Annotated in this window: 15 protein-coding genes and 1 riboswitch; of the genes, 10 read left to right on the plus strand and 5 right to left on the minus strand. The window is 65.0% G+C overall.

The window, feature by feature from the left end; all coding sequences use genetic code 11:
• Positions 1-3 precede the first annotated feature (3 nt).
• On the minus strand, positions 4-2133 hold the full coding sequence (ligA, locus tag AOP77_RS09015) for an NAD-dependent DNA ligase LigA (RefSeq protein ID WP_062212689.1): 2130 nt from the start codon (positions 2131-2133) through the stop codon (positions 4-6).
• 91 nt (positions 2134-2224) lie between these two features.
• Between ligA and AOP77_RS09020 the strand changes: the two genes are divergently transcribed.
• On the plus strand, positions 2225-3178 hold the full coding sequence (locus AOP77_RS09020; protein ID WP_062212692.1) for a serine/threonine dehydratase: 954 nt from the start codon (positions 2225-2227) through the stop codon (positions 3176-3178).
• 422 nt (positions 3179-3600) lie between these two features.
• On the plus strand, positions 3601-5280 hold the full coding sequence (gene pgi / locus AOP77_RS09025; protein WP_062212695.1) for a glucose-6-phosphate isomerase: 1680 nt from the start codon (positions 3601-3603) through the stop codon (positions 5278-5280).
• 304 nt (positions 5281-5584) lie between these two features.
• On the opposite strand, the gene AOP77_RS09030 is transcribed toward pgi, so the two are convergent.
• Positions 5585-6436 carry an aldo/keto reductase gene (locus AOP77_RS09030; RefSeq protein ID WP_062212698.1) on the minus strand — a complete coding sequence of 284 codons (852 nt, stop codon included), beginning with the start codon at positions 6434-6436 and terminating at the stop codon, positions 5585-5587.
• 158 nt (positions 6437-6594) lie between these two features.
• Between AOP77_RS09030 and AOP77_RS09035 the strand changes: the two genes are divergently transcribed.
• The 4 genes from AOP77_RS09035 to AOP77_RS09050 all read left to right on the plus strand — a co-directional run bounded on the left by AOP77_RS09035 (position 6595) and on the right by AOP77_RS09050 (position 9365).
• Positions 6595-7680, plus strand: coding sequence for an NAD-dependent epimerase/dehydratase family protein (locus AOP77_RS09035; protein ID WP_062212702.1), 1086 nt, complete (start codon positions 6595-6597; stop codon positions 7678-7680).
• A gap of 40 nt (positions 7681-7720) precedes the next feature.
• Positions 7721-8011, plus strand: a complete 291-nt coding sequence (locus AOP77_RS09040) for a hypothetical protein (RefSeq protein WP_062212705.1) — start codon at positions 7721-7723, stop codon at positions 8009-8011.
• A 219-nt stretch (positions 8012-8230) separates the two neighbouring features.
• Positions 8231-8671 carry a hypothetical protein gene (locus tag AOP77_RS09045; protein WP_062212708.1) on the plus strand — a complete coding sequence of 147 codons (441 nt, stop codon included), beginning with the start codon at positions 8231-8233 and terminating at the stop codon, positions 8669-8671.
• A 139-nt stretch (positions 8672-8810) separates the two neighbouring features.
• Complete coding sequence (locus AOP77_RS09050; RefSeq protein ID WP_062212710.1) at positions 8811-9365, plus strand: nucleotidyltransferase family protein; 555 nt, start codon at positions 8811-8813, stop codon at positions 9363-9365.
• A gap of 203 nt (positions 9366-9568) precedes the next feature.
• On the opposite strand, the gene AOP77_RS09055 is transcribed toward AOP77_RS09050, so the two are convergent.
• Positions 9569-10339: a hypothetical protein gene (locus AOP77_RS09055; protein WP_062212713.1), complete on the minus strand. Its 771-nt coding sequence runs from the start codon at positions 10337-10339 to the stop codon at positions 9569-9571.
• A gap of 264 nt (positions 10340-10603) precedes the next feature.
• Positions 10604-10718, plus strand: a riboswitch (TPP riboswitch).
• 122 nt (positions 10719-10840) lie between these two features.
• Here AOP77_RS09055 and AOP77_RS09060 point away from each other — a divergent pair.
• The 4 genes from AOP77_RS09060 to AOP77_RS09075 are packed head-to-tail and all read left to right on the plus strand — an operon-like array spanning position 10841 to position 13850.
• Positions 10841-11134, plus strand: coding sequence for a thiamine-binding protein (locus AOP77_RS09060; protein WP_062212716.1), 294 nt, complete (start codon positions 10841-10843; stop codon positions 11132-11134).
• The gene (locus tag AOP77_RS09065) at positions 11131-11928 is read left to right on the plus strand and encodes an ABC transporter permease (RefSeq protein ID WP_169746475.1); all 798 of its coding nucleotides are present in this window, start codon (positions 11131-11133) and stop codon (positions 11926-11928) included. The genes AOP77_RS09060 and AOP77_RS09065 overlap by 4 nt, the downstream gene beginning before the upstream one ends.
• Positions 11929-11964: 36 nt before the next feature.
• Positions 11965-13005 carry an ABC transporter substrate-binding protein gene (locus tag AOP77_RS09070; protein ID WP_062212719.1) on the plus strand — a complete coding sequence of 347 codons (1041 nt, stop codon included), beginning with the start codon at positions 11965-11967 and terminating at the stop codon, positions 13003-13005.
• On the plus strand, positions 13002-13850 hold the full coding sequence (locus AOP77_RS09075; RefSeq protein ID WP_084622511.1) for an ABC transporter ATP-binding protein: 849 nt from the start codon (positions 13002-13004) through the stop codon (positions 13848-13850). The genes AOP77_RS09070 and AOP77_RS09075 overlap by 4 nt, the downstream gene beginning before the upstream one ends.
• Positions 13851-13890: 40 nt before the next feature.
• Here AOP77_RS09075 and AOP77_RS09080 read toward each other — a convergent pair whose 3' ends face one another.
• Positions 13891-14862, minus strand: a complete 972-nt coding sequence (locus AOP77_RS09080) for a diacylglycerol/lipid kinase family protein (RefSeq protein ID WP_236685800.1) — start codon at positions 14860-14862, stop codon at positions 13891-13893.
• A gap of 43 nt (positions 14863-14905) precedes the next feature.
• Entirely contained in the window at positions 14906-15550 is a 645-nt protein-coding gene (locus tag AOP77_RS09085; protein WP_062212725.1) for a DsbA family oxidoreductase, read from the minus strand.
• Positions 15551-15577 lie beyond the last annotated feature (27 nt).

Raw genomic sequence — 15577 nt, forward strand, 5'->3', positions numbered from 1 at the left:
CGACTAGAGTGCTGACGGCCCCTGCTCCAGTAGCTCCTCGAACGCGGCCTCGTCGAGGATCGTCACCCCGAGTTGCTCGGCCTTGGCCGCCTTCGAGCCAGCACCTGCGCCGGCCACCACGTAGTCGGTGTTCTTGGACACGGACGATGCGGCCTTGCCGCCGTGCGCGATGATCGCCTCCTTGACGGAGTCCCGGGTGAAGTTCTCGAGCGATCCCGTGGCGACGATGGTCAGGCCAGCAAGCGTCGCCGGCACCGATTCGTCTCGCTCGTCCTCCATCCGCACTCCCGCGGCAGCCCAGCTGTCGACGATGTTCACGTGCCACGGCACAGAGAACCACTGCAGCACCGCCTCCGCGATCACGGGCCCCACGCCCTCGACGGCGGCGAGCGTCTCAGCATCGGCCGTCCGGATGGCATCCATCGAGCCAAACTCAGTGGCCAGCGCACGTGACGCCGTGGGTCCCACATGCCGGATGCTCAGCGACACCACCACTCGCCACAGCGCCTGTGACTTAGCCTGCTCAAGGTTGTCGAGCAGCTTGAGCCCGTTGGCGGATACGTCGCCAGCGAGCCGTCCCGCCTGACCCGCCTCCGCCTGTTTCTTGGTGAGTTTCTGGTCCGCCTCATACGTCAGCAACGGTACGCGCCGCAGGTCGTCCTCGGTAAGCGAGAACAACCCCGCCTCGTTCGCGAGCACTCCTGACTCGACTAGCGCGTGAGCCGCCTTCTCTCCCAGCACCTCGACGTCAAAGGCTCCCCGTGCGCCGATGAAGGCGATGCGGTCCACGATCTGCGCGGGACAGAACTCAGAGTTGGGGCAGCGCAGGTCCTTGTCGCCCTCCTTCTGCTCGGCCAAAGCGGTCCCGCACGACGGGCATTCGGCCGGCATCGTCCACTCGCGCTCGTCGCCGGTACGTGCCGCGACCACCGGTCCCACGATCTCCGGGATCACGTCTCCCGCCTTGCGCAGCACCACGGTGTCGCCGATGCGAACGCCCTTGCGCGCCACCTCATGAGCGTTGTGCAGCGTAGCGAACGTCACCGTGGATCCGGCGACGACGGTGGGGGTCATGACGCCGTAGGGAGTGACGCGTCCCGTGCGGCCCACGTCCACCCGAATGTCCTCGAGGGTGGTGTGCACCTCCTCGGGTGCGAATTTGTACGCGATCGCCCAACGGGGGGCGCGGCTCGTGAAGCCCAGTTCTGCCTGCGCCGCGCGGCTGTTCACCTTGAGTACTGCGCCGTCAATCTCGTGCACGAGGTCGTGGCGTTTTGCTTCGAGGTCGGCTAGGTAGGCTTCGATGGCCTCGCGTCCACGCAAGACGGCGGTGAACTCGCTGACCGGGAGCCCCCAGTCAGCAAGGACCTCATAGATTCCCGACTGAGTCGAGGCTCGCTCGTCCACCGGAGCGCTGCCCCAGTCGAGCGCTCCGAGCGCGTAGGTCGTCACGTCTAATGGACGACTCGCGGTAATTTCCGAGTTCTTCTGGCGTAGCGAGCCCGCGGCGGTGTTGCGGGGATTCGCGTACGGGTCCTTGCCCTCAGCGACCAGGCCCGCGTTAAGCGCCTCGAACGCGGCGACGGGTAGGAACACCTCGCCACGAATCTCTACCATTGCGGGGGCAGACCCAGTGAGCCGTGCCGGAATCGTGGAAATGGTCCGTACATTGGCCGTCACGTCCTCTCCCGTGGTGCCGTCGCCGCGGGTCACCCCCTGAGTCAATTCGCCGTCCACGTAGGTCAGCGAGATCGACAGCCCGTCGATCTTGGGCTCGCACACGATCTCCTCGTCGCCGGCTTCCTTGCCCACGCGTGTGAGCCACGCCTCCACCTCGTCGATCCCGAAGGCGTTATCGAGGCTCATCATCCGCTCGCGGTGCTTGACTGACGCGAATCCCGTGGGCGCACTCGCCGCCCCCACCGTCTTGGTGGGGCTCTCTGGAGTCGCCAACTCTGGGTGTAGCGCCTCGAGGTCGCGTAGTTCACGCTCAAGCGCGTCGTACTCGGCGTCAGACACCGTCGGAGCATCGTCGCCGTAGTACGCCGCCCGGTGCGCCTCGATCTCCTGAACCAATTCCTGGTGCCGGGCACGGGCATCGTCCGCTGGTCGTTTTTGGCTGTTGTCGCTCACTGGACTATCTCACCACGAAGGACTGACGCACGCGGGCACCCACGCCACCGCCTGTTCTGCGCACCAGGCAATGCGGGGACACAATGGACTCATGATCGACGCAACGCACGTGACTTCTGACGACATCGACCGAGCTGCGGCGGCCATCGCGCCCCACGTGCGTCACACTCCCGTGATCGAGGTCCCGGGATCCGCAATCGGCGTCGATGCCACGCTGGTCTTCAAACTCGAGTTTCTCCAGGTCACCGGCGCTTTCAAGGCGCGCGGCGCGTGCCATTACGTCGCGACCCAGTCCATCGCCGATGCTGGGGTGGTCGCCGCATCGGGCGGTAACCACGGCGCAGCAGTCGCCTACGCGGCCCGCGAATTTGGGCACCAGGCTCACATCTTTGTCCCCACCACTGCGAACCCCTCCAAGGTCGACAGGCTGGTAGGCCTCGACGCGCACATTCACAGCATCGGTGAGACTTACGGCGACGCCAAGGATGCGGCCGCCGACTACCTCATGCAGAACCACGCGACGTCGATCGAGGCGTTCGACGATCCGGTCGTGATGGCCGGCGCGGGGACCGCCGCGCGCGAGTTCGACCTCGACGCCCGGACCCCGGCTGGTCGGCCCCTCGACGCGATGATGCTCGCGGTCGGCGGCGGCGGACTCGCGGGTGGTGCCGCCGCGTGGTGCGGGGATCGCATGCAACTAGTGGGCTGCGAGACCGTGGGCACCGCGTCGTTCGCCGCTGCCGTCGAGGCAGGCCACCCCGTGGACGTGCCCATCTCGGGAGTCGCTGCCGACCACCTGGGCGCCCGGCGCATCGGCGACGTTCCCTGGCGCGCCCTCAGCGACGCGAACGTGCAATCTGTGGTCGTGACGGACAACGACGTCTCCGTGGCCCAAGCCCGCCTCTGGCGCCTGCTCCGGGTGATCGTCGAGCCGGGCGTCGCCGCGCCCTTCGCCGCATTGATGACCGGGCGCTGGGTGCCAGAACCCGGCAGTCGCATCGGCGTCATGCTGTGCGGCGCGAACGTGGTGGCCCCCGTCAACTAGCGGGTACGCCCCAGAGTTGCCAGTGCCGCAAAGTCCCCCACGGAGCAAAGTTGCGCGCTCGAGATTGCCACGAAAACCCATGCGAACAGCGTCATCGCCAGGGTGTGCCCCGTGGGATACGCGTACCCCCTTGAGGAGATGGATTCGCTGAACGCGGACGACGGACGGGGCGCTCCACCAGTTTTTGAGATGTCTCCCAGACCGGAAGACCGAGTAGCGCCGCCGGTAGAGCGAAACCGAGCCGACGTTGACGCTGATGGAAGGCCCGCACGGCAATCGCGGCGGTCACCACCAACATCACGCGGGGCTGCTCACCCTCCGTGCCGCACTGCACCTGGATCCGTTCGCGTCTAGCCGCATTCAACAGCATCGACCAGTCGTGCCAGGCATGAGGAGCGGTACGCGTCGCTAGCATAGGAGGCATGAACGCACCCATCGATGCCACGTCCACCTCCGCCTGGGCGGAACTGACCGCCCACCACGAGTCCTTCGCGCCGGATCTACGCGCATGGTTCGCCTCCGACGCGAGCCGCGTCGAGCGCATGTCTCTACCGTTGGGCGACCTGCACGTCGACCTGTCGAAGAACCTGGTCACCGATGAGATCCTCAGCAGCCTTGTGAAGCTGGCTGAGCAGACCGGCGTCGCCGAGCGCTACGCAGCGATGCTCGCCGGCGAACACATCAACACCACCGAAGATCGGGCGGTGCTGCATACTGCGCTGCGCCGTCCGGCCGATGCGTCCCCTGGCCTGGTCGTTGACGGTCAGGACATCGACGCAGACGTCCAGGAAGTCCTGGGCAAGGTTGCCGAGTTCGCGGACCGCGTGCGCTCGGGCGAGTGGACCGGCGTCACCGGCAAGCGCGTGACGCACATTGTGAACATCGGCATCGGCGGTTCGGACCTGGGCCCAGTCATGGTCTATGAGGCACTCGAGCCGTACGCGACCGCTGGCATCTCCGCGCGCTTTGTGTCCAACATCGACCCCACCGACATCGCGCAAAAGCTCAAGGGCCTCGACCCTGAGACCACGCTGTTCATCGTGGCCTCCAAGACGTTCACCACTCTCGAGACGCTCACCAACGCACGCCTGGCCCGCCAGTGGATGTGGGACGCGCTGGCCGCCTCCGATGCGATTTCCGGCGACGTTGCTTCCAAGGCCGATGCTGTGGCCCACCACTTTGTGGCGGTTTCCACGGCGCTCGACAAGGTCGAGGCCTTTGGCATCGACCCCACCAACGCCTTCGGCTTCTGGGACTGGGTGGGCGGCCGTTATTCGGTCGACTCCGCCATTGGCCTATCGCTGTCTATCGCGCTCGGCCCCGACGTGTTCGGCGACCTGCTCGCGGGCTTCCACACGGTGGACGAGCACGTGCGCACCACCCCGCTCGAGCAGAACGTGCCGGTCCTGATGGGCCTGCTGAACGTCTGGTACGGCAACTTCCTTGGCTCGCAGTCGCACGCCGTGCTGCCCTACGCGCAGCAGCTGCACCGCTTCCCTGCGTACTTGCAGCAACTCACTATGGAGTCCAACGGCAAGTCGGTGCGCTGGGATGGAAGCCCCGTCACCACCGAGACCGGGGAAGTGTTCTGGGGCGAGCCCGGCACCAACGGCCAGCATGCGTTCTACCAGCTCATTCACCAGGGAACCAAGCTGATCCCCGCAGACTTCATCGCGGTAGTCAACCCCGCCTATCCCCTGGTGGACGGCGACCAGGACGCACACTCGCTATTCCTCGCCAACTTCCTGGCACAGACCAAGGCGCTGGCCTTCGGCAAGACCGCGGCCGAGGTCGAGGCCGAGGGCACCGAGGGTCCGCTCGTCGCCGCACGCACGTTCGCGGGCAACAAGCCCACCACCTCGATCTTTGCCCCCGCGCTCACCCCTCAGGTGCTTGGCCAGCTGATTGCGCTCTACGAGCACATCACGTTTACGCAGGGCGTCATCTGGGGCATCAACAGCTTTGACCAGTGGGGCGTGGAGCTCGGCAAGCAGCTCGCCGTCCAGATCGCGCCGGCTATCCAGGGTGATGCGGCTGCGCTGGCCGACCAGGACGCGTCCACCAAGGCGCTCATCGCCTACTACCAGGCCAACCGCAAGTAGCCACAAGCCTTACGGATAGGGAGTCGGACGCCGGTGGCGCGGCCGCCAATCCGTAGATTGCCACCGCTCTCGGTGACTCGTACGCGCCCGTTGCGACCCGGTATCGCCCCCCCCTAGCGAACCCCGTGAGGGGCTTGCACCCGGTGAGATCGCGATGCTCCACTGCCCCGAGGAATGCGCGGAGGTGGCGACAAGGACAGCTCCGTGGAGTGGGAGAAAATGCGCACGCGGTAGTCGAGGGCGGGATCCGCGGACCCAACTAGTGCGCCGAGCCTAGAGGGCCCGCCGTGCGTCAGCGGTGGGACTACACCTTGTCGAAGGTATTGGGGTTGGGCCCCTGACGGCCCTCGTCGCCCTTGTCGAGAGCATCGATGCGGGCGATCTGGTCGTCCGAGAGCTCGAAGTCGAAAATCGCGAGGTTCTCGGCCATTCGTTCGCGGTGCATCGATTTGGGGAAAATGATGTCGCCACGCTGAACGTGCCAGCGCAGGACAACCTGGGATGCAGCGCGGTCAGTTTCCGCGGCAATTGCCTTCACGACGGGGTCACTGAGGGCCTCGCCCTTGGCCAGCGGTCCCCATGCCTCGACGGCGATGGCCTGCTCGTGAGAGGCGCGTCGAGCGACATCGTTACGGAAGAACGGGTGCGCCTCAATCTGGTTGACGACGGGCGTTGCCCCGGTCTCCTCGATGATCTTGGTGAGGTGCGCGGGCTCGAAGTTGGAGACACCTGCGGAGGTGAGGCGGCCGTCCTCGACCAATTCGAGCATCGCCTTCCACGTCGAAACGAAGTCCCCGTCGTACTTAGTCGGCAACGGCCAATGGATGAGGAAGAGGTCGAGCCTGTCCAGACGCAACTTCTCGAGCGTCTCGTCGAAGGATCGCATCACGTCCTCACGAGCGTGCTTACTGTTGGTGAGTTTGCTGGTGACATAGATCTCATCACGGGCGATTCCGGAGTTGGCGATGGCCTCGCCCACCTCCGCCTCGTTCTGGTAGCCCTGGGCAGTGTCGATGTGTCGGAAGCCAACCTCAAGCGCGGCACCCACGGTCTCCACGGCATCGGCCGGTGGAACCTGAAAGGTGCCGAAGCCGAGCTGCGGAATTGAAGTACCGTCGCTGAGTTTGATGGATGGGGTCTTGTGAGTGAAAGCCATGCTTGGGCCAACAGGTGCGGTGTCCTTACTATTCCGGTGACCGTGGGGAACCTCTCGCGTCCATCTCTAGGCATAACCTTGCAGGCGAATGTGTTGAAACAAACGGTGCGCTCTTGCATCTGCACGCCATCTACCTGTCACCAGAATTGGGAGAAACCATGAAGGTCGTCGTCCTGGGCGCCAGTGGAAATGTCGGTACGGCTGTATTGCGTGCGTTGCGTGCCGCCAATGACGTGACGGAAGTCGCAGCGGTCGCTCGACGAATCCCACGACGCACCCCTCCTGCTCCCTACGACATAGCGACGTGGACTAGCGTTGACATCGGCTCGCGCGACGGCCGCCAAGTGACCCGCACCCTCGCCCGCGCCATGGAGGGCGCAGACGCCGTGATTCACCTCGCTTGGGCGATTCAGCCCAATCACGACCGAGACCGCTTGCGTCGCACGAACATTCTTGGTACCTCGCGGGTACTGGATGCGGCACGTTCCGCCGGAGTTGATCACGTGGTGGTGGCCTCCTCCGTGGGCGCCTATTCGCCGTGCCACGACGACCAGTTTCACGACGAGAGCTGGCCCACCATGGGCGTCCCGACCAGCGAGTACAGCGTTGACAAGGCCGACCTCGAGGAACTGCTGAACCGGCATCAGCACGACCACCCCGAGGTGCTCATCACGCGACTGCGGCCCGCCATGATCTTCCAGCATGACGCGGGATCGGAGATCATGCGCTACTTCATAGGGCGCCTGGTCCCCGGCATTGCCTTCAACGGACACCTCCCCGCAATCACGTGGCCAGACGACACCCGAATCCAGGCCCTTCACGCTGACGACGTCGCCCAGGCATATCTCGGGGCCGTCAGAACCAGGCCCGGCGGGGCGCTCAATGTCGCCGCCGACGACGTGCTGGGCGGGCCCCACATCGCGAGCCTGCTCTCCGATGGGAGATTTCAGAGGGTGCCCACGTTGGCAGTACGGGCCGCAGTATCGGCAGGCTGGAATGCGCGCATCCTGCCCGTCAGCCCAGGCTGGGTCGACATGGCGGCGACGTTTACTCTGATGTCGACCGCACGAGCACGTTCCGTTCTGGGTTGGGCCCCGCGCCACACTGCACTGGATACGGTCGCCGAGGTTCTCGACGGCATGGTCAAAGGCGCAGGAACGGCGAGTCCCCCGCTGCGGCCCCGCGGTGGGGCCGCGAGTAGTCGTTGGCGGCGCGACTCGACGCCCGCAAGGTCGCTTGAATAACGGTCACACACGACGCTTGAGGCGTGCCAGACTTCAGCCCATGGCCGTCCCCAGTCCCCGCATCTCCGAGCGGCTCTCCGCCGACTTTGGTCCCTCCGCGCCCTCCATGCTGAGCACGCTGGGTCGGATCCCAGTCTCTCCCCAGGTGGACCCCGAACGCATCCACGCGGCAATTCTGCTGGCATCGCGAGGCAATCAGTCCATGTTTGAGGACGCCCTCGAGCATGCCCAGGAAGACTGGAGGGACATGTTGGTGCGTACTGGTCTTGCGGACGATCACACGTGGCACGACGTGGTCGATGTGAAGTTCGGCGAGAACTCTCCCACATAGCCCACTCCCCCACTGCCTTTACTTGTAAGGTCGAAGCATCCGCGCTGAGAGGAGGGAGGTCAGGTGCCAGGTTTTATGCCGTCCTACCGCCGCATCATGCCGGCCGCGCATCATGGATCGACGCCTACCTCAGATCCTCGTATCCCCGGTGTTACTCCTCACGGGGATGATTCGCAGCCGGCGAGTGCGCGACCACAGGTCTGGATAGTCTTCCTCGCTATGACGGTCGTCTTGGCGGTTGCTGTTCTCCTTGCCTGGCTAGCCTTCAAGCCGTCTGGAAGCGACACTGCCGCACGTGAATCGGCAGCAGCACTCGGGATCACCGTCTCGGATACCTGGCGGGTGGATGCGGTCGACGGGGGCTTTGACCTCACCCTTGATGCGGCCCCAGCCGAGGCTGACGCGTCCTACGGATACTCGTTCCACATCGCCCCCACGCCGGCCGTGTCGGCACCCCCGGATGCCTCGACCTGGGAGCCCAATATCTCCGGGGCCACCGCCTACGCGGACGGCGAGCCACCGACCCGTGTGCTCATTGACGCCAGGGAGCGCGGCTGGATCGTCACCCCCCTCACATGGTCGATGTATCAGGACGAGGAGCGGGCCAGTGCGGCCTGGCACGACGTCGCAGGCGCGATCAGTTTTACCTCTGCGCAGTAAGCGCCGAGCGGCGTCCGTGGAAGCGAAAGCCGCAACGGCATCGGCATCGGCCCAGCACTCAGCACTCAGCACTCAGCGCGCGGCTACTGAAGTCATCGCATTCGGCCATGCACCGCGCACTCATCCTAGGATGGATGGCATGGACGTGACAGGAGTGGTGCTAGCGGCGGGTGCGGGATCGCGTGCAGAAGGGCCCCCAGTGCTCAGCAAGACTCCGGAGGGTGTGCCGTGGGTGACGCTCGCCTGCGACGCTCTTCGCGACGCAGGCTGCCGCGAGGTCATTGTGGTGCTGGGAGCGCAAGCCGATGCCGCGGCACCCCTCGTCCCTCCACGGGCGCTTCCCGTCATCGCCACCGACTGGGAAGAAGGCCAGGCAGCGTCGATACGTGTAGGGCTCGCAGCGGCGGCAACTTCTGCGGCCGATGCCGTGTTGCTGACCCTCGTTGAGCTTCCCCAACAGACCGCTAGCGCGGGCATGCGGGTCATCGCCGCGGGCACCAACGACGGGCGTGAGGCGATAGCGCGGGCGAATGTCAACGGCCAGCCAGGGCATCCCGTACTGATAGGCCGTGACCACTGGCGCGATGTCGCGGCCGCGGCTCACGGCGACGCGGGAGCGCGCGACTACATGCGCATGCACCTCACCGTCGAGGTGGACTGTACCGACCTGGGCGACGGCTCACCTGGTAGGTAGGCGCAGGCACCCCCCAAGGGGCGTGTGGACTCGAGCTCAGCAATGTGGCCATGCTTCAAGAGCCAACGCGGGGAGCTCGGGGCAGCTGCTGGGCAACTGATGCCTTCAACGTCAAGCCCCACTCGTGTCGAGAAATCCGCAACCGACATTTCTTTCTTGACAAGCATGATGTCGATGTCAATTCATGCGGCGGTAGCGTTCTGTCAGAGGGCGGCAAACTGCCCGGCCAGCACCTCGGCCTCGACGTGACGGACAGCATCAACTCCGCTACTCAGTCGGGCGCGCTCATCTGGGTGGTGCAGGTAGTAGGCCACGACCGTCGCGACCGCGTAGACGTCGCCGCTCAGTGTTCCCTCCTTCACCTGTACTGGACCGTCGACGGTCACCAACACCAAGGTCCGAGTCTTCTTCACCTCGATCACCCTGATGTCCTCCAATTGCGACCACTTCAGTGCCACGTGAGGACCGCCCCTCACCCCGCGCAAGCCGTAGTCATCCAAGCCAAGTCCAGCGGGCCGACGCAGCGACAGCAATGTCTGCCCGGTCATGAGGGCACCCACCACCGGCCCTCCCAAAATCACGCCGCGGGTGTAGAACGGTGCATCCGCCCATTGATCAGGTTGCACCCACAGCACCACGACGGACAGCAGCGCGAGCCCCGCCATGAGATTCACCAGAATCTGCAGGGCCGCCGGGGGTGTCATGACCAGGGGTCCCTCACTGCGCTCGACATTCACGACCTTGGGCGACAGCCAGCGCAGCCCAGTCATGGATCCCAGGATCGCCGCCAACGCCACCACTGCCAACGCGACCACCAAGAAAAGAGGCGTCTCACCGGAGTCTGCAATGGCGAAGGCGGCCAAGACCACCAACGCGACAATGAGCACGGGAATGACCCACGTCTTCAGTGGGCGCAGGGTCTCGCTAGGGGCGGTGCGTCCGAGCGAAACCCGCAACCTGGTCGGGAGCATCATGGTCCTGTCTTGGGGGTGCCAGTGGCGGAGTCCCACGTCATTTGCACGTCAGCGGTCTCGATGGCGGACTTCACGTTGTCAAGCCGTCCGCGAGGTCGTGGATGAAGTCCGGGTCGCCGTGAACGGTGCTGTCGAGACTCTCGAATGTCCAATCTGGGACTCATAGTCGGCCAGTATATGGCGTACCTCCAAAGAACAGAGCGGACTTCACAGGCCACCCTGTGTCCTTGTTGGACTCCTTCTCGACAATGTGGCTATGCTTCAAGAGCCAACGCGGGGAGCTCGGGGCAGCCGAGCTGAGAAAACAGCCATCAGTGCGCTGTTGACCCGATAACTTGACCTGGGTAATGCCAGCGTAAGGACGTGTCGAAGGCACGGGCGTGGGCTCGGCAGCGCATTTGCAATACCCGCCGGGTGTACTCCCCGTGCCGGATGGCGACTGCATGTGATGCAGTAGTGCGAGCGCTGTGCTGCACCCTGGTCTCAATCCAGGAGTCACACATGATCGCAGAAATCCAAGTCTTACCCCGCCCCATCGGCACCGCAGACAACCGCTACGCCCACGTCGACACCGCCATCGCTGCCATCAGCGATTCCGGTCTGTCCTACAAGGTTGGCGGGATGGGAACCACCATCGAGGGAACCCCCGACCAGATCTGGGCGCTGCTGCGCACCGTCCACGAGGCCACGCTCACCGCCGGAGCGGAGGGGTGCCTGTCCGTCATCAAGGTCTCGGGCAGCGCGGCCGACGACGGCCCATCCGTCCAGGATCTGGTGGGCAAGCACCGCCGTTGACCGCGAATGCTCACCGAAGCGGGCGCGCGCACGGATCCCGACTACGCGCCGCGCTCATCGGCACCGGAACCGTCGCCGTACTCATCGCTGCGTGGGAGGCCGCCGTGCGCATCGGCGACTTGCCGCCGTTTGTACTGCCCAGCCCGTCCCAGGTGGTCGCCACTGCGATCGAGCAGGCTCCCCTGCTCGGCCAACACGTCGCCACCACGGCGACCGAGGCGGTACTTGGGCTCGCCATGGGGACGATGCTGGGATGGCTGCTCGCCGTCCTCACCTCGGCCTTTCCCACCAGCGGGCAGATTTCCCAGCCTGTGGTGCTACTCAGTCAGACCATTCCCACGGTGGTGCTCGCGCCGCTGATGATCCTGTGGGCCGGTTACGGGCTCACCCCCAAGGTGACCCTGGTCGCGCTGACCGTCTTCTTCCCCGTTCTCGTCGCCGCGACCGCGGCCATCAGGGACGTGGACGCCGAGTACTCCGACACCGTCGCGGGACTCGGTGGAGGCAAGGTACATCAGCTTTTGCTGGTGCGGCTTCCCGCGTCAGTGCCCGGTGCGCTTGCCGGCCTACGGATCGCTGCCACCTACGCCGTGGGCGCGGCCGTGGTCTCCGAATACCTCGCCGGCGAGTCCGGCATCGGCGTCTTCATTCAGCGCTCGCGCAAGGCGTACGCCGTCGACCAGATCTTCGTCGGCATCGCCCTCATCGCAATTCTGTCGGCTCTCATGGTGGCGGCAATCGTCGCTCTGAGACGCGTCGCCACCCCCTGGCAGATCAACCTCGTTTCGACCTGACCAACCTCCCCTTCCCACTTTCATTCAGGAGAAAATATGACTTACTTCACCCGACTCGCGGCACTCGCCGCCGGTTCCGCCCTCGCGCTCGCCGCCTGCTCATCCACCGATACCGACACGAAGGACGAGGCGGCACTGGACTCCGCAACCAACGCGGCTCAGCCCCTCACACCGGTCACCGTGGTGCTCGACTGGACGCCCAACACCAACCACTCCGGTCTCTACCTGGCACTCGCCAACGGGTGGTACGAGGACGAGGGACTCGACGTCACAGTCATCGAACCCGGCGAAACGTCCGGACTGCAGTTGCTCGCCGCGGGACAGGCCGACTTCGCGTTCTCTGTGGCTGAGGGACTACTGCCCGCCCGTGCCGCCGGCGCCGACGTGGTTTCCGTGGCGACCGTCATCGAGCACAACACGTCCTCGCTGCTGTCGCTGGCGGACGAAGGCATCAGCCGGCCTCGGGACCTCGAGGGCAAAAAGTACGGTTCGTACGGATCTGACTTGGAGACCGCGATCATCTCCAGTCTGGTCGAGTGCGACGGCGGCGACCCCGCAAAGGTCGACCACGTGCCGCTCGTCAGCGACGACTTCCGCATCGGACTCACTCAGGACCAGTTCGACACCGCGTGGGTGTTTGACGCGTGGGACACCTTGAGGCTGGGCGAGGTTGACGGCATGGACGTCAACACGATCGCGTTCCGCGACTGGTTCGACTGCATCCCCGACTGGTACACGCCACTACTCGCAACATCAGGCGCGGAGATTGAGTCTGCTCCGGAAACAGTGGGTGCGTTTGTGGACGTCACCGCGCGTGGCTACGCCGAGGCAATGGATGACCCCACCGCGGCCGCGGATGCGCTGATGGTCGCCGCCCCAGAGCTCGACTCGGCCCTCGTCACCGCGAGCACTGACTGGCTCGCGGACAAGTACGCGGAGTCACCCCAGACGTGGGGACAGCAGGATGGGACAACTTGGGACCGGTTCTCCCAATGGCTCACCGACAACGACATGCTGGACGGCGACCCTAACGTCGACGGCGCGTGGACCAACGAGTTTCTGCCAGTACAACAATGACAACAACGGCTAGCAACACGGATCGGACCTCGGAGGCTCATCGATCGAGCGAACCAATCCTTTCCGTGCGCGACCTGACCATCACGTTCCCCGCCTCGCGCGGGGGGCGTGGCGGCAGGCAGGACGGTGGCCTGACCGTGCTCGATGCGTTGAGTCTCGAAGTACACGATGGCGAATTTGTGGCCGTGCTCGGACCATCGGGCTGCGGTAAATCCACCCTGCTGCGCGCACTCGGCGGGCTCCTGGATGCTAGGGCTCGGGTCGAGGGCACTATCGCCGTCCCTTCGGACGCCTCCGGTCGGCGAGCCACCGCGTGGATGCCACAGCGCGACGGCCTGCTTCCCTGGCGACGGGCGATGGCGAACGCCATGGTCGGGGCGATCGCGGCCGGGGTACCTCGCGATCGCGCGAAACCTCGAGCACAACATCTTTTCAAGGAGTTTGGCCTCACAGGCTTTGAGCGCGCGTGGCCCCACGAGTTGTCCGGCGGGATGCGCCAGCGTCTCGCGTTGCTCAGGACGTGCCTGGCGGAGCGACCGGTGCTGCTGCTCGACGAACCCTTCGGCGGACTCGACCCCGTCACGCGTCGGCGCATGAACGCCTGGCTCGCCACTGTTCACCTGACGGAGAAGGCTGCGGCGGCCGATGCTGAGGTGGGGGACGCTTCCAAGTCGGGTTCAGGCGTGGTTCTGGTCACTCACGACATCGACGAGGCAATGACTCTGGCCGACCGCATTGTGGTGCTGTCGGACCGACCCGGGCGTGTCGTTCATGAGGCCCGCGCTCAGCAACGCCGAGGTGAGCGGTACGACCGCGGCGCCCTGCTCAGTGCGCTGGACTGTTGAATACCCGCGTCTGAACTCTGGGGGAGGCGCAACGGCCGGGCTAGTCCTGCGGGACCCGTACCTTGATGGCGTCGGGCTGAATGCTGAACTCGATGCGAGAGCACTCCCCCACGTCGTCGCCGTCCAGTTCCAGGACTCGCTTCTCGCTCAAGGTGACGATGACGGAGGTGACGCGCTGGTGAGCGACTGATTCGCTGCTTTCCGCCGCATCGCTTCCCGTCACCATGCGCTTGATTCCGTTGTCCCACACCATGGTGCGCAACGTGTCCATCCAACTCGCCACGCCATCGGCGCTTAGCACCAGCATGTCGAGCTCGCCGTCCGCGGGGTCCGCGTCAGGCAACAGCGTGACGCCGCCGGTCAGGATTCCGCAGTTGCCAACAATCAGCGTGTGCGCCTCGCTGCGGGACGGCTCAGCGCCGTCTACGGCGAGCTCCATGTCAATCACGTCGCTCTCCGACAGCGCCCGCCCGAGGGACTCGACGTAGGCCAGCCAACCGACCTTGCCCTTTAGGTCCTCGTCGGTCTCGATGATCATGTTGGCGTCAACGCCTACGCCCGCCATGACGGTGAACGCCAGTCGCTGATTCTTATCTTGATCGCTATCGCCCATGTCAGCCTGAGCCCAGGCCAGGTCGATGGTTCGCGACCTTCCGGAAAGCGCCACCGTGAGCGCCTTGGCGATGCTGTTCAGGGGAATCTCAAGGTTTCGCGTCAGCAAATTGCCAGTGCCCAGCGGAACGATGCCGAGTTCAGCCTGCGCCTCGCTGTCCGCGAGGCATTCCGCCACGGCTCGCACCGTACCGTCGCCACCAGCTGCGATCACCAGATCGACCCCCGCCTCGAGGGCCTCCTGCGTCATCCCATGCCCGGGATCCTCCTTGGTGGTCTCAAACCACGAGAAGCGCGGCGACGGGAGGTCAATGTCGATGGAGCTCAACGCATCCTCGATGTCCTCGCGGCTGGTTTTGGACGGATTGACGACGATACCGACATGAGTAATGGTGTTCACAGGCTCAGGATAGACATAGTTACTCCCAGGCGACGATGGGAAACTACTGCCCTGCGGGAACGTCGCCCGAGCGGGCGGTCTCGAGTGCCTGGGTGAACATCTCCTTGGGCTGCGCACCGGAGACCGCGTACTTGCGGTCAAAGACGAAGAAGGGCACGCCCTGCACTCCAACCATCTGCGCGTCGGCGATGTCGGCGTCCACGGCCGAGACGAATTCGTCCGACGCAAGCATGGCGCGAGTGTCCTCGGCGGGAATGCCGACGTCCTCACCCAGGCCGACCAGAACATCGGCGTCGTCGAGGATCTTGCCTTCCATCATTTGAGCCTGAAACAGGCGCTCGTGCATCTGGTCGCCCACGCCGCGCGAGTCCGCAAAGTGAGACAGTCGGTGCGCGTCCTTGGTGTTGGACACCAGGTAGGAGCCGAGGTCGTAGTCGAGGCCCACCTCGGCCGCAATGCCGGTCACCCGCTCGTTCATCTGCGCGACCTGGTCCGCCGCGATGCCGCGCTTGGCAAACATTTCGGGCTGCGTCATGACCTCACCCTTGGGGTGCGTGGGGTCGAGCTGGTAGCTACGCCACTGAACCTCGACGGGGCCATCAAATTCTGCAATGGCATCCTGCAGGCGCTTCTTGCCGATGTAGCACCACGGGCACGCAACGTCGGACCAGACTTCAACCTTGACCACGAATTACTCCTCAATATTTACGAAATG

This window comes from Demequina oxidasica, from assembly GCF_000975115.1.
GTDB lineage: Bacteria > Actinomycetota > Actinomycetes > Actinomycetales > Demequinaceae > Demequina > Demequina oxidasica.

Excerpts from the sequence above, each read along its gene's own strand:
- AOP77_RS09045 (WP_062212708.1), top strand. The coding sequence starts at position 8,231 with ATGACGGTCGTCTTGGCGGTTGCTGTTCTCCTTGCCTGGCTAGCCTTC.
- AOP77_RS09070 (WP_062212719.1), top strand. The coding sequence starts at position 11,965 with ATGACTTACTTCACCCGACTCGCGGCACTCGCCGCCGGTTCCGCCCTC.
- pgi (WP_062212695.1), top strand. The coding sequence starts at position 3,601 with ATGAACGCACCCATCGATGCCACGTCCACCTCCGCCTGGGCGGAACTG.
- AOP77_RS09040 (WP_062212705.1), top strand. The coding sequence starts at position 7,721 with ATGGCCGTCCCCAGTCCCCGCATCTCCGAGCGGCTCTCCGCCGACTTT.
- AOP77_RS09020 (WP_062212692.1), top strand. The coding sequence starts at position 2,225 with ATGATCGACGCAACGCACGTGACTTCTGACGACATCGACCGAGCTGCG.
- AOP77_RS09060 (WP_062212716.1), top strand. The coding sequence starts at position 10,841 with ATGATCGCAGAAATCCAAGTCTTACCCCGCCCCATCGGCACCGCAGAC.
- AOP77_RS09055 (WP_062212713.1), bottom strand. The coding sequence starts at position 10,339 with ATGATGCTCCCGACCAGGTTGCGGGTTTCGCTCGGACGCACCGCCCCT.
- AOP77_RS09050 (WP_062212710.1), top strand. The coding sequence starts at position 8,811 with ATGGACGTGACAGGAGTGGTGCTAGCGGCGGGTGCGGGATCGCGTGCA.
- AOP77_RS09035 (WP_062212702.1), top strand. The coding sequence starts at position 6,595 with ATGAAGGTCGTCGTCCTGGGCGCCAGTGGAAATGTCGGTACGGCTGTA.
- AOP77_RS09030 (WP_062212698.1), bottom strand. The coding sequence starts at position 6,436 with ATGGCTTTCACTCACAAGACCCCATCCATCAAACTCAGCGACGGTACT.
- AOP77_RS09075 (WP_084622511.1), top strand. The coding sequence starts at position 13,002 with ATGACAACAACGGCTAGCAACACGGATCGGACCTCGGAGGCTCATCGA.